Origin of the sequence: Actinacidiphila sp. bgisy160, from assembly GCF_965342435.1 — a bacterium.
Lineage (GTDB): Bacteria > Actinomycetota > Actinomycetes > Streptomycetales > Streptomycetaceae > Actinacidiphila.
In genome coordinates this window covers 1-15,885 of sequence record NZ_CBDRCM010000013.1, presented here as the reverse complement: position 1 = coordinate 15,885, position 15,885 = coordinate 1, and the positions used below count along the sequence as shown (strand labels likewise).

Below are 15,885 nucleotides of genomic sequence, written 5' to 3'. Positions count from 1 at the left end.
TCAGGCTCCGCGTGGCCGAGCCGGGTAGAAGGTGACCAACGTGGGAGTGCCGTCCTCCGCGACGATCCGTACAGCCGTCTCGGGCACGTCCATGGTGGCGATGTCGATCTCCTGGGGATGCGCGATCATGTGACGCAGGACGACCGGGTACCTCGGAGGCCGGCCGCCGACCGCGGCGATCACAGCGTCGTCCCTGGGGTCGTAGTCGAGGTAGGAGAAGGGCAGCCGCTCGGCTTCGTGCTGGGGCCCGAGCAACGGGTCCAGCACCTCGATGGTCACGAGTTCCCCCTCATGACGAGCGGTGACTCCCTCGAGCACCATCTTCCAGTCGCTGCGGTGCAGTGTTTCGCTGTCCATGATCGCCATCCTGAGTGCCGGCCCCCCGCCGTCGGCGACGGGAGCGCCACCGGGTCCGTCATTCGCCGTAGCCCGCCCAAGGCGGGCCGTGTCACGACGGTCACACGCCTCCCTACCACCATGGTGCTACGCGGAGGGCCGACGCACCCTCCGAGGAGGCGGCGGGAACCATCAGCGGGGGATGGGCCGATCGGCCCGGGAACCTGCCCACTCGGCACTGCCGCCGTCCGGCGGTCCGCGTTGGACTGGGAGACGCGCCCAGGTCCCCGCCCCGGCGGCCCGTTCGTCCCGCACACGGCACGGGGCCCGCGAGGCCGGGCGTCCCGGCCCTCCGAGGAGGCGGCACCGATGTCCCGAGCGCTCACCACGGACCTCTACGAGGTGACGATGGCCCTGTCCTACGTCCACGAGGGGATGACGGCGCCCGCGACCTTCAGCCTGTTCGTCCGGGACCTCCCGCCCGAGCGGGGCTTCCTGGTCACCGCCGGCCTGGACTCGGTGCTCGACTACCTGTCCGGGTTCCGGGTGCGGCCTGAGGACGTCGCGGCCTTCGCCGACCTGCTGCACCGGCCGCGCGGCGACCTCACCCCCCTGCAGGGGACCGGCTTCGACGGCGAGGTCCGCGCCGTACCGGAAGGCAGGATCGTCCTGGGCGGGGAACCCCTGCTGGAGGTGACCGCACCCCTGCCCCAGGCCCAGCTCGTCGAGAGCTACGTCCTCAACCAGATCAGCCACCAGACCGCGATCGCCTCGAAAGCGGCCCGGTGCGTACTCGCAGCCGACGGACGTCCGGTCGTGGACTTCTCCCTGCGCCGCACCCAGGGCATCGAGGCGGCGATGAAAGCGGCCCGGCTGGGCGCGATGGTCGGTTTCACCGCGACGAGCAACGTGGCCGCCGCCCACGCGTACGGGCTGACCGCCACCGGCACGATGGCCCACTCGTACGTCGAGGCCTTCCGCGACGAGGAATCGGCCTTCCGCGCGTTCGCCGTGACCCACCCCGGCCCCGTGACCTTCCTCGTCGACACCTACGACACCGTGGCGGGAACGGCCACCGCCGCACGTGTCCTCAAGGAACTGGGCCCGCCCCCGGGATGCGCGATACGACTGGACAGCGGCGACCTCGCAGCCCTGGCCGTGATCACCCGTCGTGTCCTCGACGACGCCGGACTCCCCGACGTGCGCATCGTCGCCAGCGGGGGCCTGGACGAGTACCGCATCGAGGAACTGGTCCGCGCCGGCGCACCGATCGACACCTACGCCGTCGGTACGCGTGTGGGAGTGTCGGCCGACGCTCCGTACCTGGACTCGGCCTACAAACTGGTCAGCTACGACGGCCGGCCCGTGATGAAGCTCTCCACCGCGAAGGTGACCGCTCCGGGGCCCAAGCAGGTCATCCGGCATCCGGGCTGCGCCGACGTCATCGCGCTGAAGGACGAGGACGTCCCGCCGGGCGCCGAGCCGCTGCTGGTCACTGTCATGTCGCACGGCCGGCGGACCTCGAAACCGGAGCCTCTGGCCTGGGCGCACGCGCGGTTCGAGGCCGATCTCGCGGCACTGCCGCACCATGCCCGAAGGATCCACGGCCCCATCCCGCCGCAGGTCACCCGCTCGGCGGCCCTGGAAGAGCTCACGCGACGTGTTCGCCGCCGGATCGAGGACGACGTGCTGGCCGCCATGTAGCGGCGGGACGACGCGAGGTGCCGGGGCGTGGACGGCCCGCACGATCTCAGGAGGCGGGGATGCGCAGGGCCAAGATCGCCATGTCGTCCCGGCCGTCACTGGGGTGCTCGTCGGCCAGCCTTTGCACGAAGCAGTCGAGGGGCAGAGCGGCGTGGGCGGTCGCGACGGCCATGAGGCGGTCCAGCCCCTCCTGGTAGGGCCGTCCGCGAAGTTCCACGAGGCCGTCGGTGAAGAAGAGCACCGTGGCTTCCGGCGGAAGGGCGTGCACATGGTCGTGGCGCGGCTGGCTGGTGTCGACCCCCAGAGGCAGATCAGGCTCGGCCTGCAGGTATCCGGCCCGCCCACCGGGGGCGATGACCAGCGGCGGAGGGTGGCCCGCCGTGCTCCAGCGCAGCGTCCAGCCGCCGTTGCCGGGCTCCACGCGGGCGAGGCAGGCGGTCGTGACCGGGTTGTCGGTGATGGCCTGGAGGGCACGGTCGAGGTGGGCGAGGACGACGCTGGGCGGGGTGCGCTGGTCGTACAGCAGGACACGGAGCATGTTGCGTGTCTGTGCCATGGCGGCGGCCGCCTGAAGGTCGTGTCCGACGACGTCTCCGATGACCATGGCGCAGGCCCGGTCCGGCACCAGCAGGGCGTCGTACCAGTCGCCGCCCACGTGGTCGGGCGCGAGGGCCGGCCGGTAGGCGGCGGCGGCGTGGAAGGGGCCGAGGTCACGGGGGAGCCTCGGCAGGAGCAACTGCTGGAAGCGTTCGGCGTTCCGTCGGGTCTGCTCGTACAGACGAGCGTCGTCGATCGCCAGGCCGGCGGCGCCCGCCAGTGCGACGATCAGTGCTTCGTCGCGGGCTTCGAAGGGCCGCCCGTCGCGCCGCTCCGCGACGTACAGGTTGCCGAAGATGCTGCCGCGAATGCCGATCGGAGCACCCAGGAGGGTTCGCATGGGTGGATGGCCGGTGGGGAAGCCGACAGAGTCCGGGTGGGCGCTGATGTCGTCGACACGCAACGGCTCGGGGTGGGTGATGAGACGCCCGAGCAGGCCGTGCCCGCGTGGCAGCTCGACGTCGGCCAGGTCGCTCCTTTCCTGCTCCGACAGGCCCATCGGGACGAACAACGCGAGGCTTTCCTTGTCCTCGTGCAGCACGCCCAAGGCGCCGTACCTGGCGCCGACGAGGTCCATGGCGGTGGACACAACCAACTTGAGCACGTCGGACAACCCCGCTTCCCTGCCCAGGACGGCCTCGTAGAGCTCGTGGAGCTCGTCCTGAACCCGGGCCAGTGCCTTGAGCTGGTCGGCGATCCGCTCCAGTTCGGTCCCCAGACGCAGCCGGGGCACCGGCGGCCGGCCCGGCAACTCGTCGTCGCCGGACATCACCGGTGTCCGGGGCGTGGGCCGGTCCGGACGGACCCGGTCACGACGACGCGGTCGCGCACGTCGAGGTCCACTTCCCACCCCACCGGCGTGACCCCAGGAGGGCGGGCGGGCAAGCGGCGTGAGGCGCTTCTTCGCGTGCCGCCGGTCCACGTCCTGACATCTCGGGCCAACCGATGCCCATGAGCCGTCCGGCGGCGGCGGCACGTCCGCCCTTCCGGTGCCATGCACGAGCGGTCCAAGCCGCCTCCCCTCACGACGGTGCCCCGCCAGCGAGCGATCACGCTAGAGACGTAAGCCCGGCATCGCAATGCGACACACAGAGTGCGTGCCCGGTCCGTCCTGGTGCGGGTGCGCTTCGCCATACGCGCGCGGACAACCGCCGTCGCCTCCAGCGCGCCCGCCGGCATCCCTGCGTTGGCCCGCTGGAGCGGAAGCACGCAGCATGGAAATAAGCCATGAATTCGGAGCGCCCTTCCCCCAGGGAAGCCCTTTCAGTGTGAAGTGATGTGGACATGACTGAAAATACGAAGATGCGACATCGACGCGGCATGGCCGAGGACATCGCGGTGGTCGCGGCAACGGCAGCACGTACCACCGGGCATGCGGTTCTTCACCCCAAGGCGACCCTCCGACAGGTGCGCCGGCTGTCGGACATGATTCCTGCGCTGCGGCAGGCGGTGGGTCCCATCGTGACCGGAAACGTCGAGGACTGGCACAGCGAATACGCCTACACGCTCGGTGAGCAGGCATTCGTCTACGGGTTCCCGTACATGTACAACGCTCAACTCCGATACGACTGGGTGACACAGCCGCGTAATCCGGCCACGGTGCCCTATGCGCCCGTCAACCATTTCTGGCACGCCGAACGTCTCCTGGACGCCACCTATCGCGACGGTGGATGCCCCAACAACGACACCCTGTACTCCGTGGCGTGGGTCGACCTCCGCGCAGAGCCGGTGATCCTCTCTCACCCTGACATGGGCGACCGCTACTTCGCCTTCGAGTTGATCGGGATCACGTCGGACAACTTCGACTACGTCGGGCAGCGCACCACCGGCTCGGCCGCGGGACACTTCGCTCTCATCGGCCCTGGCTGGACGGGGGAGTTGCCGCCGGAGGTCCGCCCACTGGAGAAGGCGCCCAGCCCCTGGGTGCTCGTCCTCGGCCGGACCCTCGTGGATGGGGCGCACGACGTCCCCGCCGTGCGCGCACTGCAGGAACGCTACCGGCTCACCCCGCTCGGACTGTTCGGCGAACCGGATGCGCACGTCCCCGAGAGCCGTGACGTCCTCAAGCCGGTCACCGCCAAGGAGGATCCGCTCGGACCCTGGAGGACCTTGAACGCGATGCTGGCCGAGAACCCTCCGCCGGCCCACCACGAGATCCTCCTCAAGCAGTTCGCCCAGATCGGTGTGGGCCCAGGCCTCGACGTCGAGGCGCAGCCCGAGGCGGTCAAGCGCAGCCTCATCAGGGCGGCCGCGGTCGGCCTGCCCATGCTCAAGCAGCAGACCCTGAGCGGTGACTGGGCACACCTGGTCCACGGCTGGCGCTACCCGCCCCCGCAGATGGGACGCTTCGGCGACGACTTCCTCAAACGTGCCGCGGACCAGTCCCTGCTCGGGGTGACGGCCAACGACCCCGCCGAAGCGGTGTACCTGACCAATTTCCAGGACGCCGACGGCAACAGGCTCAGTGCCGGCGGCCGCTACGTCCTGCACTTCGACGCGGACGCCATGCCTCCCGCCGAGGCCTTCTGGTCGCTGAGCGCCTACGGCGAGGACATGAACCTCATCCCCAATGAGGCCGGCCGCTACTCCATCGGTGACCGGACCCACGGCCTCACCTGGGATGCCGAGGGCGGGCTGACCATCCACCTGCAGAATCGGTCTCCCGGGAGCGACAAGGAGGCCAACTGGCTGCCCACCTCCAGGCACGGCCCCTGGTTCGTCGTGCTGCGGATGTACCGGCCGCGCCCCGAGGTGCTCGACGCCACCTGGGAATGCCCTCCGCTGGTCCGCGTCGGGTGAGGCGACGGGCTGCGCGCGCGACGTGCGCTTTCACTGATGTGCTCGCGCACGGCGTGGGGAGACACCTTGCGCCGATGCACCGTTTTCCAGGACGTCGAGGACCACCGATCCGTCGACGGTCTCGCGGGTGACGAGGAGTCCGGCCAGGGCCTCAAGGGCCCTCCGGTGTTCTCGCAGCAGGGCGACGGCGCGTTTCTCGGCCTCCGTGACCAGGCGCGCGGTCTCTTCGTCGACGATCCGCTGGGTGTGCTCGGAATAGCTCCGCCCGACCGCCTCCTTCCCGTTGTCCTGGCCGAGGTAGCGCGGTGTGCCCGAGGCATAGCCGACAGGGCCCAGCGCCTGTGACAGCCCGAATTCCGTGACCATGCGGTCGGCGATCTGGGTGGCCCCCGCCAGGTCGTCGGCCGCGCCCGTCGAGCCCTCGCCGAACACGACGAGCTCGGCGGCCCTGCCACCGAGCCGGACGGCGAGAAGGTCGGTGAGGTAGCCCTCGGTGTACAAGTGCCGTTCGGCCTCGGGGAGCTGCTCGGTGGCGCCCAGCGCGGGCCCCGAGGGGAGGATGGTGACCTTGGCGACCGGGTCGGCGTGTTCGCACAGGGCTGCGACGAGGGCATGGCCGGATTCGTGTACGGCCACGGCGCGGCGCTCCTCGGGGAGCAGGGCGTTGGAACTCTCCCTCCGCCCGAGCAGCACGCGGTCGCGCGCGGTGGCCAGGTCGTCGGCATCGATCACCGCGCGGTCGGCACGAACGGCGTTGATGGCGGCCTCGTTGACGAGGTTGGCCAGGTCCGCACCGGAGAAGCCGGGTGTGGAGCGCGCGACGATTCCCCAGTCCACGTCCGGCGCGAGTGTCTTGCCCCGGGCGTGGACAGCGAGGATCGCGGTCCGCTCGGCCTGGTTCGGCAGCGGGACCGTGACATGCCGGTCGAAGCGGCCGGGTCGCAGGAGGGCCGGGTCGAGGGCCTCGGGCCTGTTGGTCGCGGCGAGCACGACGATGCCGCTGCCCTGATCGAAGCCGTCCATCTCCGCGAGGAGCTGGTTGAGGGTCTGTTCACGTTCGTCGTTGCCGCCCAGCCGGTTGCCGGCGCGGCGGCTGCCGACTGCGTCGATCTCGTCGATGAAGACGATCGACGGTGCCCGTTTGCGGGCTTCGCCGAAAAGGTCACGGACACGTGAGGCACCCACGCCGACGAACATCTCGACGAACGCGGACCCGGTCACGGAGAGGAACGGGACCTCCGCCTCACCGGCGACGGCCCGGGCGATGAGGGTCTTGCCCGTGCCGGGTGGTCCCACCATGATCACCCCCCGCGGCCCCTTGGCCCCCACCACCGCGTAGCGCTCGGGACGGCGCAGGAAGTCCACGATCTCGCTGATCTCCTGTTTGACGCCCTCGTAGCCCGCGACGTCGTCGAAACGGGTGGTCGGGCGCTCAGCTTCGATGATCTTGGCGCGTGACCGTCCGATGCCGCCGAGCCCACCGGTCAGCGTCTGCGCCGCCTTGCGGCCCGACCACCAGAACAGCATCACGATGAACAGCAGGGGCAGCAGCAGTACCAGCAGCGTCGTGAGCCCGTCGCCGCCACTGCTCTGCGACGCGGTGATCTCCACCTTCTTGTCGCGCAGCTGCTGCTCCAGGGGGCTGGTGTCCAGGGCGGTCGGGATGCGCGTGGTGAACCTGGTGCCGTCCTTGAGCGTCCCGGCGACAGCTCCCTTGTCATTGATGTCTACGGTCTTCACCACGCCGGCCTCGACCTTGCCGACGAATGCGCTGTAGGGGAACGTGGTGCTGCGTGACGGCTGGGCCCGTGCCACCAGGATCAGGATCACGACCAGAGCGGCGAGCGGCAGGAGCCATGGCCGCCAGGACGGCGCGGTGGGCGTGGCCGGCTTCGGTGGCTCGCGCGGCGGCCCTGGCTTCGCCGACCGCGACGCGTGCCGATCCGGCAGGCGGACCTGTGTGAGCACGGGAGCTCCTCGCGGGAAGAAGGTCTTTGGGTGGTCGCCCTGCTTCCAGGATCGGCCCTCGCGGTGGAACCGGCACGACCTGCAGGTGGCATGGCGGGCCTGCGGGCCGACGGGCAGGCGCGAACGGTGTACCGCTGCGGCAGGGCCGCCTGATCGGGCCGTTCGGCCCTATCGGGTTCGGCGCGCGCGGGATTACCTGGAAGGCGGATGGTCCCTTCGGCGGGGCGGGCGGCTTGCCGCCGCCCCTCCCGCCTCGGCCTGTAGTCGGCTTCGCCGGCGGCAGTGGCGCACCGGTTCAGGCACACCGTCCCGGGTCGTGGGCGGGTTCCGATTCCGCGCCGGGCGCCCGGGCCGGCCGACATCTTCCCGACTCTCACCGGAGGTCCGAGATGGCTCACACCGAACAGGACGCGCCGGACATGCCGACCCGCCCCCTCAGGCACGGCGACGGAGGCCCGCAGACACCCGAGATGCGGCTTGAACGGCTGGAAGCGCAGGTGAACACGCTTGCCGAAGCGGTCCGGGCGCTCGCCCACGGCCTCGAGGCCATTCCTTCCCAGGACACGGCCCTCGCGGACGAAGCGGCACGCGGTGCCCGTCTGGCCCACGAGCTGCTGCTCTCACAGAAGCTGTAGGCGGGGCTTCTGTCCGGCCGAGCCGTGCGTCGCGCGGCACTGATGGCCGGGCATGAACCGCCCCACTTCCGCATGGCGGTGTGGTGCCCCGCCTGGAGGCGCCCGCCGACGGGCGCGCCCATCGGCGGGCGGCGTGATGCAGCGACGGTGCCGCGAGGCGGAACCTTCCACGATGGCTCCGGTCAGCACGTGAGGCATGGGCCGTGAGCGCGTCACCACGCTCACCGCGGACGGGGGCCGGTGGAACGTCGCCGGGGCGTGCCGCGCTGGGCGGTCACCGCCGTCCAGCAAGCCCATCCGATCGGCTGGAGTGCCCAGTAGCTGATGGCGCGGTACAGAAGGGTAGCGGCGATCGCCGAGCCGGAGTCCAGGCCGTAGAGGACGAGCAACGCGGACAAGCCCGCCTCGAGGACACCCAGGCTGCCCGGCGTCAGCCGCAGGCTCCCGGGGAGCTGGGCGAGTCCGTAGGCGAGGAGGAGTCCGTGCCAGGGCACGGCGATGCCCAGTGCCCACATGCAACACACCAGGCACGCGGCGTCCATGATCCAGTTCATGAGGGCCAGAAAGGCGGGCCACAGCCACGGGCGCAGGCCTGGCTGGAGGCTCCTGGCCTGCTCCACGACGGCCGCCAGCGCTTGCTGACCGCGATGTACGAGTGCCGAGCGCCGGCCTGCGGACACCCAGGTTCGCCTCACGGCGGCTCGGAATCGTGGTGACCGTGACAGAACCATGAGTACCGCCACCGCAGCGGACGCCGCCAGCAGGACACCGATGACAGGCCGTACGAGCGCCGCTGTCCCGACGACGGTGCCGAGGCCGACCAAGCCGGCGGCGACGAGCAGCGTCAGTCCGGCGGCCGACAGTGCGCCGCCGGCGGCCAGTACGGCAACGGCCATGGCGGGGGGAACGCCCCGGCGGCTGAACTGCCGGTACACCCAGGCGCCGGCGAAGGCGGCTCCACCGGGCAGGGCACCCGCCACGGCATTGCCCGCCATAGTGATCACGGCCATACGACCCAGACCCCAGCGCACGCCGCCGCCGGCCAGCAGCCGGCGTGGGACGGCGGCGAAGCACAGGAGCGAGAGCGCCTCGCAGGCCACCGCGGCGGTCAGTGCCGGTCCGCGGACATGTGAGATGAGGACGTAGGCCTGTGCCACCTGCTGCCGGTGCGAGCCCGCCAGAAGAGCCACCCCGGCCACGATGACCCCGGCCCCCACCCACCGGACCCATCCGGGCCACCGGGCCACCGGCCGCCTCCCCGCACCGAACCGGGCCTTCTGCGGGTCGGGCGCCGTAGCGGGGCCTTCATGTGCGCACAAGGGCCACGATGCCTCACGCCGTCCGCGGATGCCGAGCGGTCGTTCTGCGGCGTCGCGCCGGGAAGGCGGCGCCTGTTCCCCCTCCCGCTTTCCCTCGGCCGACGGCGGTCGCCGCTTTCCGACGGGCGGGCCGGCGGCCAGGTCCGGGTTTCGGCACGCTACTTCGCCGACTGGGTGAACGTGAGGATTCTCGGAGTCAGCAATTGGGAGGAGTCCGGCCCGCGTGCGGTTCCCGGCTTGACGTAGTCCCGCAGCGAGGCCATGAACATGCCGTGCAGAGCGGGGTCGCCCATCGCGGTGGTGTCCGCGCGTGAGGGCAGCATGTCAGTGGTGATGCCGGTGCAGCTCTTCGGCCAGTCGGGTACGCCCCGCAGGACCGAGCAGTCCCGGGTGAAGTAGTGCACGAAGAACTTGTCGCTGTGTTCGACCGTTTTCGTGTAGTCGTCCGCGGAACCCTTGAGGCCGGTGTCCAGAACGTTCGCCACGCCGGCCAGCAGCGAGGCGTCGTTGACGGACAGGGCGCTGTATGTGGCGTTGCCGGTTTCCGTGGCGAGGGTGCCCACCACGGCGTACACCTGCCCGGCGTCGAGGGGGAGTGGCCGGGACAGGAAATAGGCCGCGTCCTGCTGGTCTCCCAGGCAGTTCATGCCGATCTCGCGGCAGTACGGCCCCGTCCACCCGAAGTCGCGCACCAGGTCGGGGATCAGGGTGGATGCCGACTGCTGGTTCCCGCAGTCACCCGTGTGCAGGTGCGCCCGAGCGCGGACACGGTCGCACACCGCGTCGACCAGGTTACGCAGGTCGCCTGCCAGGTGAGCCTCGCTGTTCGCCGTGCGTTTGCCGAAGGTCAGCGCTCCGTAGCGCCGGACGGACCCCAGGGAGTCGGGGGCCCGTACACGCATCACCGTCAGAGGGGGAGCCTTCCGCCACTTCTCCGCTGCCTGCTCCTGGCCGGGGTCGGGGACGGCGTACCGGAACGCGGTGACGAAGTCGACGGCGTTTTTTCCCATGCCCAGTGGCCCGATCGGGCCGTGCTCGTCGCGGGCGGGAATCTGTTCGGTGAAGATGTCCGCGCCGGGAACGCCCTGGGCCTGCAGGGCCCGGCGGACGGCCTGGTCGGTGGTGGAGCTGGGGGTGATGATGAAGTACCGGTCCTTCGCGAAGGAGTAACCGGATTGCCGTTCCATGACGACGTTGTTGACGGTGTCCCCGAGTGCGGACGCACTCTGGGTGCGCGCCGACCGCCGGCCATCGGGTGGGATCGTGTCGAACAGGTACTCCAGGGGAACGGGCTGACCGGCCGTGTGCTCCCACTTGAGGTAGTCGGCGGTCCTCCATTGCCCCGTCTGGCTGAATTGCCAGGTCTGCAGGCTCATGTAGCGACCCGGGGGTGGCATCTTCCCGTAGATCACGACCGCGTCCCGCGGATCGAGCCGGTACGTCGCGCTGTAGCCGGGTCGTATCCGGCCGAACGCGTTCACCGTCGCGGGGTCGACGTATTCGTTCGGCCAGGTCTTCAGAACGGGCGTCACGTAAGGCGCCGCGGGGTTGTTCGCGAGGCAGTTCTTCAGCAGGGGGTACGTGTTGTCCTTGCAGTCCTGCTGCGTGTACAGCCTGGCGTATCCCGGGTTGACCCGGAAACCGCTCTTCTCCAGTTCGGCGGCCAATCCCGTGGTGATCGCATCGTCGGCCGTGTCTTCGCCGGCGCCGGCCGGGCGCTGACCGCACCCGGCCATGGCGCACAGCAGCACGGCGCACGCCAGTGAGTACCGGATTCCCAGCGCGAGGTTGTCCACGGTCGGCTCTCCTGGCGGTTCGTTGTCTCAGGTACTGCGCAGCCGGGTCGTACCGGCCGCCACTCATCGGCAGCGTGCATCGCTTTCTGCTTGACGAGCATCACCGTGTGCACTCGAACGGGCAAGCCGAGTGGGGCAGCCGGGCGAGAGCAGGCCCGTGTCGGCCGGCGCGGAACCGGGGGAAGGGGCAGGACGCGCAGCTGCGGAGCTCTCCTGCGGGCGGCCGGTCGAACGATCAGGCGGCCGGCACGGGGCGGGGCGAGGGTGGCTCCCGTTTCTGGTGGCGTCCTCTGGCGCGGCCGGCGGTATGCCCCTACCGCCGAGCCAGCTCCGCGTGCCGGCAGGAGTATCCGAAGTACACGCCGAGCCCGATCACGAACCACACAGCGAACCGCACCCATGTCTGCCACTGCAGGAAGGTGATGAGCCAGAGCGAGAAGACGACCCCGATCGCGGGCACCAGGGGCATCCCCGGTGTACGGAAGCTGCGGGGCAGGTCCGGCTGACGGTAGTGCAGTACGACGACCGCCACGCACACCACGACGAACGCCAGCAGAATGCCGATGTTGGTCAGCTCGGCTGCCTCGGCGATCGGCAGGAATCCGGCGATTGCCGCCGACGCTCCTCCTGCGATCCAGGTGATGCGCGTGGGTACGTGCCGGGTGGGATGCGTTCTGGCGAACCATTTCGGCAGCAGTCCGTCGCGGCTCATCGCGAACCACACACGGGTGACGCCCAGCATGAAGGTGAACATGACGGTGAGGATGCCGATGATCGCGCCGGCCGCGATGACGTCCGCGATGCCGCTGAGCCCCGCTGCCTTGAACGCCGTTGAGAACCCGCTCTTGGGGTCGATGTCCTGGTAGTTCTGCATACCCGTCAGGACCAGGCAGGCCGCGACGTAGAGGACCATGGAGACGGCGAGAGAGTAGACGATCGCCTTCGGCATGTGGCGCTGGGCGTCCTTGGACTCCTCGGCCGCGGTGCTCATCGCGTCGTACCCGAACACGGCGAAGAAGACGGTTGCGGCTCCGGTGAACGCTCCGCCGACGCCGTAGGGGAAGAACGGGCGGTAGTTGGCGGTGTCGATGTGGAAGACGCCGATGCCGATGACGAGCAGCACGACGAGGACCTTCAGTCCCACCACAGTGGTCTCGAAGCGTGCCGCGCTCTTGATGCCCAGGTTCAGCAGGTACGCGATCAGCAGGCACAGCAGGGCGGCGAACAAGTCGACGCGGTGTCCGGCACCCGTACCAGGGGCTCCCATCATCCACGCCGGAGGATTGGCTTCTGTCTCGCCGACCAGGAAGCCGAAGTATCCGGAGACGCCGATGGCGACCACGGCCACGATCGCCGTGTACTCGAGCAACAGGTCCCAGCCGATGAACCAGCCCGCAAGTTCGCCGAGCACCGCGTACCCGTAGGTGTAGGCCGATCCCGCCGTCGGGATCATGCCTGCGAACTCCGCGTACGACAGTGCCGCGGCGGCGCTCGCCCCACCCGCGATGAGGAACGACACGACCACGGCGGGCCCGGCCGTGCCGCTCGCGACCGCGCCCGCCAGTGCGAAGATGCCCGCACCGATGATGCCGCCCACACCGATGGCGGTCAGTTGCCACAACCCCAAAGACCGCTCCAGTCGGGCGCCCTGGGCCCCTGGCTCATCGATGTGTCCGATGGGCTTGCGCCGCAGGACGCCCCGGCCCGCCCCGAGTCCGCCCAACGCACCTCTCCATCTCTCTCCGCACGGCAGTCACCAACGGCCGATCACGAAGACGACCGAGACCACCGCTCGATGTAGTGCCGAGGGCGCGAATGGGCCTCGAGGCGCCCCGGGACGTCACGCCCTTGACGTGGTGCAGTCGTGCACGAGCCGCGGGCGGGCTCGTTCGATCGGCGCCGCCTCAGGGCGCACACACGGCCTCGACGAGATGGCCGACCTGTTCCTCGGGCAGCCGCCGGGAGAGATCGGCTTCGCTGATCATGCCTACGAGCCGGTGGTCGGCGATGACAGGCAGCCTCCGGATCCGGTGATCCTGCATGGTGCGCAGCACCTTGTCGGCCGGCGCGTCGGCGTCGATGGTGACGGGCTTCCCCTGGGCGAGCTCGCCCGCGGTCATGTGCTTGGGGTCCTTGCCCCTGGCCAGGCACTTCACGACAATGTCACGATCAGTGATGATCCCGTGGAGCCGGTCGTCCGGCCCGCAGATCGGTAGCGCGCCGACGTCCAGCTCGCGCATCCGACGCGCCGCTGCTTCCAGCGTCTCGCTCTCCTGGACGCACTCGGCGCCCGCGTGCATGATGTCCCGCGCAGTGGTCATAGCTGCCTCCGTCGTGTTGTCGCGGGGCGGGACCCCGTGGGGCCGGGCCCTCACTGCTGGGTCGATTCATCAACAGGGTCAGAGGGGCCGCTGCGCCTGACGCTGCGTTTCGCGGTCGGTGCACGCGAACGGCACCTGCTCTTTCAACGATTGCACGTCGTGGACGCCACCGCCGCCGGCCTCCTGCCGCAAGGCATCGGTGCGAGAAGCGACGACGCCCCGGGCCTGGCGCCACGGCAACCGTCAGCCGGGTGGCGCGGGACCGGAGCCGCCCGCCCGTGCGTGGAGCCGGGCCGGGAAGGCATCACGATGTCGGGCGCCGCGTGGCACTGCGTGCGGAGTGATCCATGACAGGAGGGCGGGCATGTGGGACCTGCGAGGTGGGCTCCCTTCGCCGGCATTGTCCGGATCAGGTGGTGGAGGTCGCCGTCCGGTCTTGCGACCTTTCGGCCTCTCAGTCCGACCGTCGATGACCGGCTCTGCAGGAGTTGTTGCCTCCCACGTCCTCGCCGGCTGTTCCGGTCGAACTCCCTCGCTCGCCCCGCAGGCCACTTCCCACCATACGCCTTCGCGCGCCGGCCGCCAGGCCCGACCGGCCCCGTTCCCCGCTCCCATTCGGCCCCGACCGCTTGATGGGCCTGCGTCGTCGGCGGTGACCAAGGCGTGCAACGCCGCGGACAGGGGTGTCCCGTTCGTGACGGCCCGCGGCACCTCCGTCGTCCCCCGCTGCGGCAGGGCTACTGGCTGACATCTGTCCGCGCCACGGCGAGCGCCTCGGCCACGGCGCGGGCTGTGACGACTCCGTATGGTTACCGTCACAGTCGGTAGCCGGAAGGTCGCCGTGCCCGGACAGCGCCAGGGAGTCGGCGGCCTGCGAGAGCGGCATGTCGGTTGACGGCGGCGTCGGCCGCCGCTGCGTCGATGTCGCCGGCAGCCGCCGCTGGCCGCCGACGGTTCCGGTCCGGACGTTTCGGTACCGGCATACGACGGTCCAGCGAGCCATCCGAATACCAATAGGCGGCCTCAGGCGCGATCAGTGAAGGAGCCGTTGATCCTGTGGAGTCGGGCAAGGCCCCGCTGGAGGCGTTCGTCCCCCACAGCCACCAGCCCGGTCACGAGGCGGAGGTCGACTTCGGTGACGTGACGGGCCGTCCCGCCGGCGAGCTGGTGACCTGCCACCTGCTTTCCTTCCGCCTGTCGTATTCGGGCAAGGCCGTCCACCGCGTCTTCTGCACCAACGGCAGGAGCGTCGGAGGCCAGCTCCTATGCGGAGGAGGTGGCCGCCGGAGGCAGAACCTCAAGGACGACAGCCGTTCCAGCAACGGTTGAGTCTTCGTGCATCGTGAACACTTGACCGGGCTGAAGATGCCGCCAGTGCGAGGGCTCGAGAGGAGCAAGGCGTACCGAGGATCGCTCGCCGGGCCCCAGGAAGGGCGTGAACTCCACCCATAGCGCCGCTATGTTGAGGGTCGGTTCGCCGGTTGGGGTTCGGTGACCGATGTTCCACATCGGTCGCAGGACGCCGGCCCCGGAGAATGATGTTTGCCGACGACTCTCGCTGGCCGGTCGGAGGGTGAGGTCGGCTCGGATAATGCCGTTGCGGGTCTCGTAGCAACGCCAATGACACCAGGCCGCGCTCTTCTCCAGCCGCATCTGCTCCGCGGCGGTGGCCAGGGCCTCCCAAAAGCTGAGCGGAAGCGCGTGGACATCGCCGAGCTCCTCCAGCAGCGCGAGGCCCACTTCCCACTCGTCCTGGGCGAGGTACTCCCAGACATCGTTGACCGTGATGTCGTTCTCGGTGGCGATCTCTTCGGGGACGAGCAGGGAGGCGGCTTCCAGGAGCTTCAAGACATCCATGACCTGATTCTGGACCACGGCGTCCTGGCGGCGGCTGGAGATGCCCGGTGATGACGATCGAGCAGTTCGCAACGCTGGCAATGTTCAGCTCGACCTGGGCCGTGCTGGCCGTCGGTCACACCGTCGCGTGCCACGTCTTCGGCCTTCTCTGCACTCTCGAGGTCTCTGGTTCGCCGGGTGTGCCGGGCTGGCCGATGCTTCGCATCAGGAGTTGGCCGTGGCTCGCCGTGCAGGCCAGGAGATAGAACCTGCGCTCGCGCGCAAGAGCTCCTTGCCGGGGATGAGATGGTGATTGTTGTTGAGTCAGGTGCTGTCCATCATGCGCTTACGATCTCTACCTCGCCCACGCTGGTCAATGGAATTGTTCAGCTGAGGGAGCCGGGTCCGCTCTCTCCGTGCTCGGCCTGCCCCCGAAGGGGGTCGGTTTGCTTCTTCTGGTCGTTGATGTGCTGCAGGCTCTTCTTCAGTGCCGCGCCCTCTCCCAGCCACTGCATCCGGTGGGCTTCGTCGAGCCGTTCGCCGGTGTTGGCTTCGATCTCCAGCAGCCGGAAGA

Annotated in this window: 13 protein-coding genes and 1 pseudogene; 5 read left to right on the top strand and 9 right to left on the bottom strand. The window is 69.8% G+C overall.

All coding sequences use genetic code 11. The features are described from left to right. Entirely contained in the window at window positions 1–357 is a 357-nt protein-coding gene (locus tag ACRWNP_RS13580; RefSeq protein WP_431961425.1) for a DUF5335 family protein, read from the bottom strand. A gap of 348 nt (window positions 358–705) precedes the next feature. Here ACRWNP_RS13580 and ACRWNP_RS13575 point away from each other — a divergent pair, with 348 nt between their 5' ends. Next, the gene (locus ACRWNP_RS13575; RefSeq protein ID WP_431961424.1) at window positions 706–2,040 is read left to right on the top strand and encodes a nicotinate phosphoribosyltransferase; all 1,335 of its coding nucleotides are present in this window, start codon (window positions 706–708) and stop codon (window positions 2,038–2,040) included. A gap of 46 nt (window positions 2,041–2,086) precedes the next feature. Here the strand turns inward: ACRWNP_RS13575 and ACRWNP_RS13570 are convergent, their stop codons facing one another. Then, window positions 2,087–3,406: a PP2C family protein-serine/threonine phosphatase gene (locus tag ACRWNP_RS13570; protein WP_431961423.1), complete on the bottom strand. Its 1,320-nt coding sequence runs from the start codon at window positions 3,404–3,406 to the stop codon at window positions 2,087–2,089. Window positions 3,407–3,939: 533 nt separating this feature from the next. Here ACRWNP_RS13570 and ACRWNP_RS13565 point away from each other — a divergent pair. After that, complete coding sequence (locus ACRWNP_RS13565; protein ID WP_431961422.1) at window positions 3,940–5,436, top strand: DUF1254 domain-containing protein; 1,497 nt, start codon at window positions 3,940–3,942, stop codon at window positions 5,434–5,436. A gap of 30 nt (window positions 5,437–5,466) precedes the next feature. On the opposite strand, the gene ftsH is transcribed toward ACRWNP_RS13565, so the two are convergent. After that, window positions 5,467–7,404, bottom strand: coding sequence for an ATP-dependent zinc metalloprotease FtsH (gene ftsH / locus ACRWNP_RS13560; RefSeq protein WP_431961421.1), 1,938 nt, complete (start codon window positions 7,402–7,404; stop codon window positions 5,467–5,469). 389 nt (window positions 7,405–7,793) lie between these two features. Here ftsH and ACRWNP_RS13555 point away from each other — a divergent pair, with 389 nt between their 5' ends. Continuing rightward, complete coding sequence (locus ACRWNP_RS13555) at window positions 7,794–8,039, top strand: hypothetical protein (RefSeq protein WP_431961420.1); 246 nt, start codon at window positions 7,794–7,796, stop codon at window positions 8,037–8,039. A gap of 221 nt (window positions 8,040–8,260) precedes the next feature. On the opposite strand, the gene ACRWNP_RS13550 is transcribed toward ACRWNP_RS13555, so the two are convergent. The 4 genes from ACRWNP_RS13550 to ACRWNP_RS13535 form a co-directional block, all read right to left on the bottom strand. Continuing rightward, window positions 8,261–9,256 carry a lysylphosphatidylglycerol synthase transmembrane domain-containing protein gene (locus ACRWNP_RS13550; RefSeq protein WP_431961541.1) on the bottom strand — a complete coding sequence of 332 codons (996 nt, stop codon included), beginning with the start codon at window positions 9,254–9,256 and terminating at the stop codon, window positions 8,261–8,263. Window positions 9,257–9,516: 260 nt separating this feature from the next. Beyond that, window positions 9,517–11,154 carry a hypothetical protein gene (locus ACRWNP_RS13545; RefSeq protein ID WP_431961419.1) on the bottom strand — a complete coding sequence of 546 codons (1,638 nt, stop codon included), beginning with the start codon at window positions 11,152–11,154 and terminating at the stop codon, window positions 9,517–9,519. A 313-nt stretch (window positions 11,155–11,467) separates the two neighbouring features. After that, on the bottom strand, window positions 11,468–12,877 hold the full coding sequence (locus ACRWNP_RS13540; protein ID WP_431961418.1) for an amino acid permease: 1,410 nt from the start codon (window positions 12,875–12,877) through the stop codon (window positions 11,468–11,470). 181 nt (window positions 12,878–13,058) lie between these two features. Next, window positions 13,059–13,475: a CBS domain-containing protein gene (locus tag ACRWNP_RS13535; RefSeq protein WP_431961417.1), complete on the bottom strand. Its 417-nt coding sequence runs from the start codon at window positions 13,473–13,475 to the stop codon at window positions 13,059–13,061. A gap of 1,077 nt (window positions 13,476–14,552) precedes the next feature. Between ACRWNP_RS13535 and ACRWNP_RS13530 the strand changes: the two are divergent. Further along, window positions 14,553–14,720 (top strand): annotated as a pseudogene (locus ACRWNP_RS13530) (IS21 family transposase); the annotation flags it as partial. Between the two features lie 18 nt (window positions 14,721–14,738). Here ACRWNP_RS13530 and ACRWNP_RS13525 read toward each other — a convergent pair. Beyond that, window positions 14,739–15,332 carry a hypothetical protein gene (locus tag ACRWNP_RS13525; RefSeq protein WP_431961416.1) on the bottom strand — a complete coding sequence of 198 codons (594 nt, stop codon included), beginning with the start codon at window positions 15,330–15,332 and terminating at the stop codon, window positions 14,739–14,741. A 50-nt stretch (window positions 15,333–15,382) separates the two neighbouring features. On the opposite strand from ACRWNP_RS13525, the gene ACRWNP_RS13520 reads away from it, so the two are divergent. After that, window positions 15,383–15,577 carry a hypothetical protein gene (locus tag ACRWNP_RS13520; RefSeq protein ID WP_431961415.1) on the top strand — a complete coding sequence of 65 codons (195 nt, stop codon included), beginning with the start codon at window positions 15,383–15,385 and terminating at the stop codon, window positions 15,575–15,577. 120 nt (window positions 15,578–15,697) lie between these two features. On the opposite strand, the gene ACRWNP_RS13515 is transcribed toward ACRWNP_RS13520, so the two are convergent. Then, window positions 15,698–15,885 (bottom strand): hypothetical protein (locus ACRWNP_RS13515; protein WP_431961414.1); only part of this gene is annotated, 188 nt, incomplete at its 5' end.

Excerpts from the sequence above, each read along its gene's own strand:
- ACRWNP_RS13580 (WP_431961425.1), bottom strand. The coding sequence starts at position 357 with ATGGACAGCGAAACACTGCACCGCAGCGACTGGAAGATGGTGCTCGAG.
- ACRWNP_RS13575 (WP_431961424.1), top strand. The coding sequence starts at position 706 with ATGTCCCGAGCGCTCACCACGGACCTCTACGAGGTGACGATGGCCCTG.
- ACRWNP_RS13570 (WP_431961423.1), bottom strand. The coding sequence starts at position 3,406 with ATGTCCGGCGACGACGAGTTGCCGGGCCGGCCGCCGGTGCCCCGGCTG.
- ACRWNP_RS13565 (WP_431961422.1), top strand. The coding sequence starts at position 3,940 with ATGCGACATCGACGCGGCATGGCCGAGGACATCGCGGTGGTCGCGGCA.
- ACRWNP_RS13555 (WP_431961420.1), top strand. The coding sequence starts at position 7,794 with ATGGCTCACACCGAACAGGACGCGCCGGACATGCCGACCCGCCCCCTC.
- ACRWNP_RS13535 (WP_431961417.1), bottom strand. The coding sequence starts at position 13,475 with ATGACCACTGCGCGGGACATCATGCACGCGGGCGCCGAGTGCGTCCAG.
- ACRWNP_RS13525 (WP_431961416.1), bottom strand. The coding sequence starts at position 15,332 with ATGGATGTCTTGAAGCTCCTGGAAGCCGCCTCCCTGCTCGTCCCCGAA.
- ACRWNP_RS13520 (WP_431961415.1), top strand. The coding sequence starts at position 15,383 with ATGACGATCGAGCAGTTCGCAACGCTGGCAATGTTCAGCTCGACCTGG.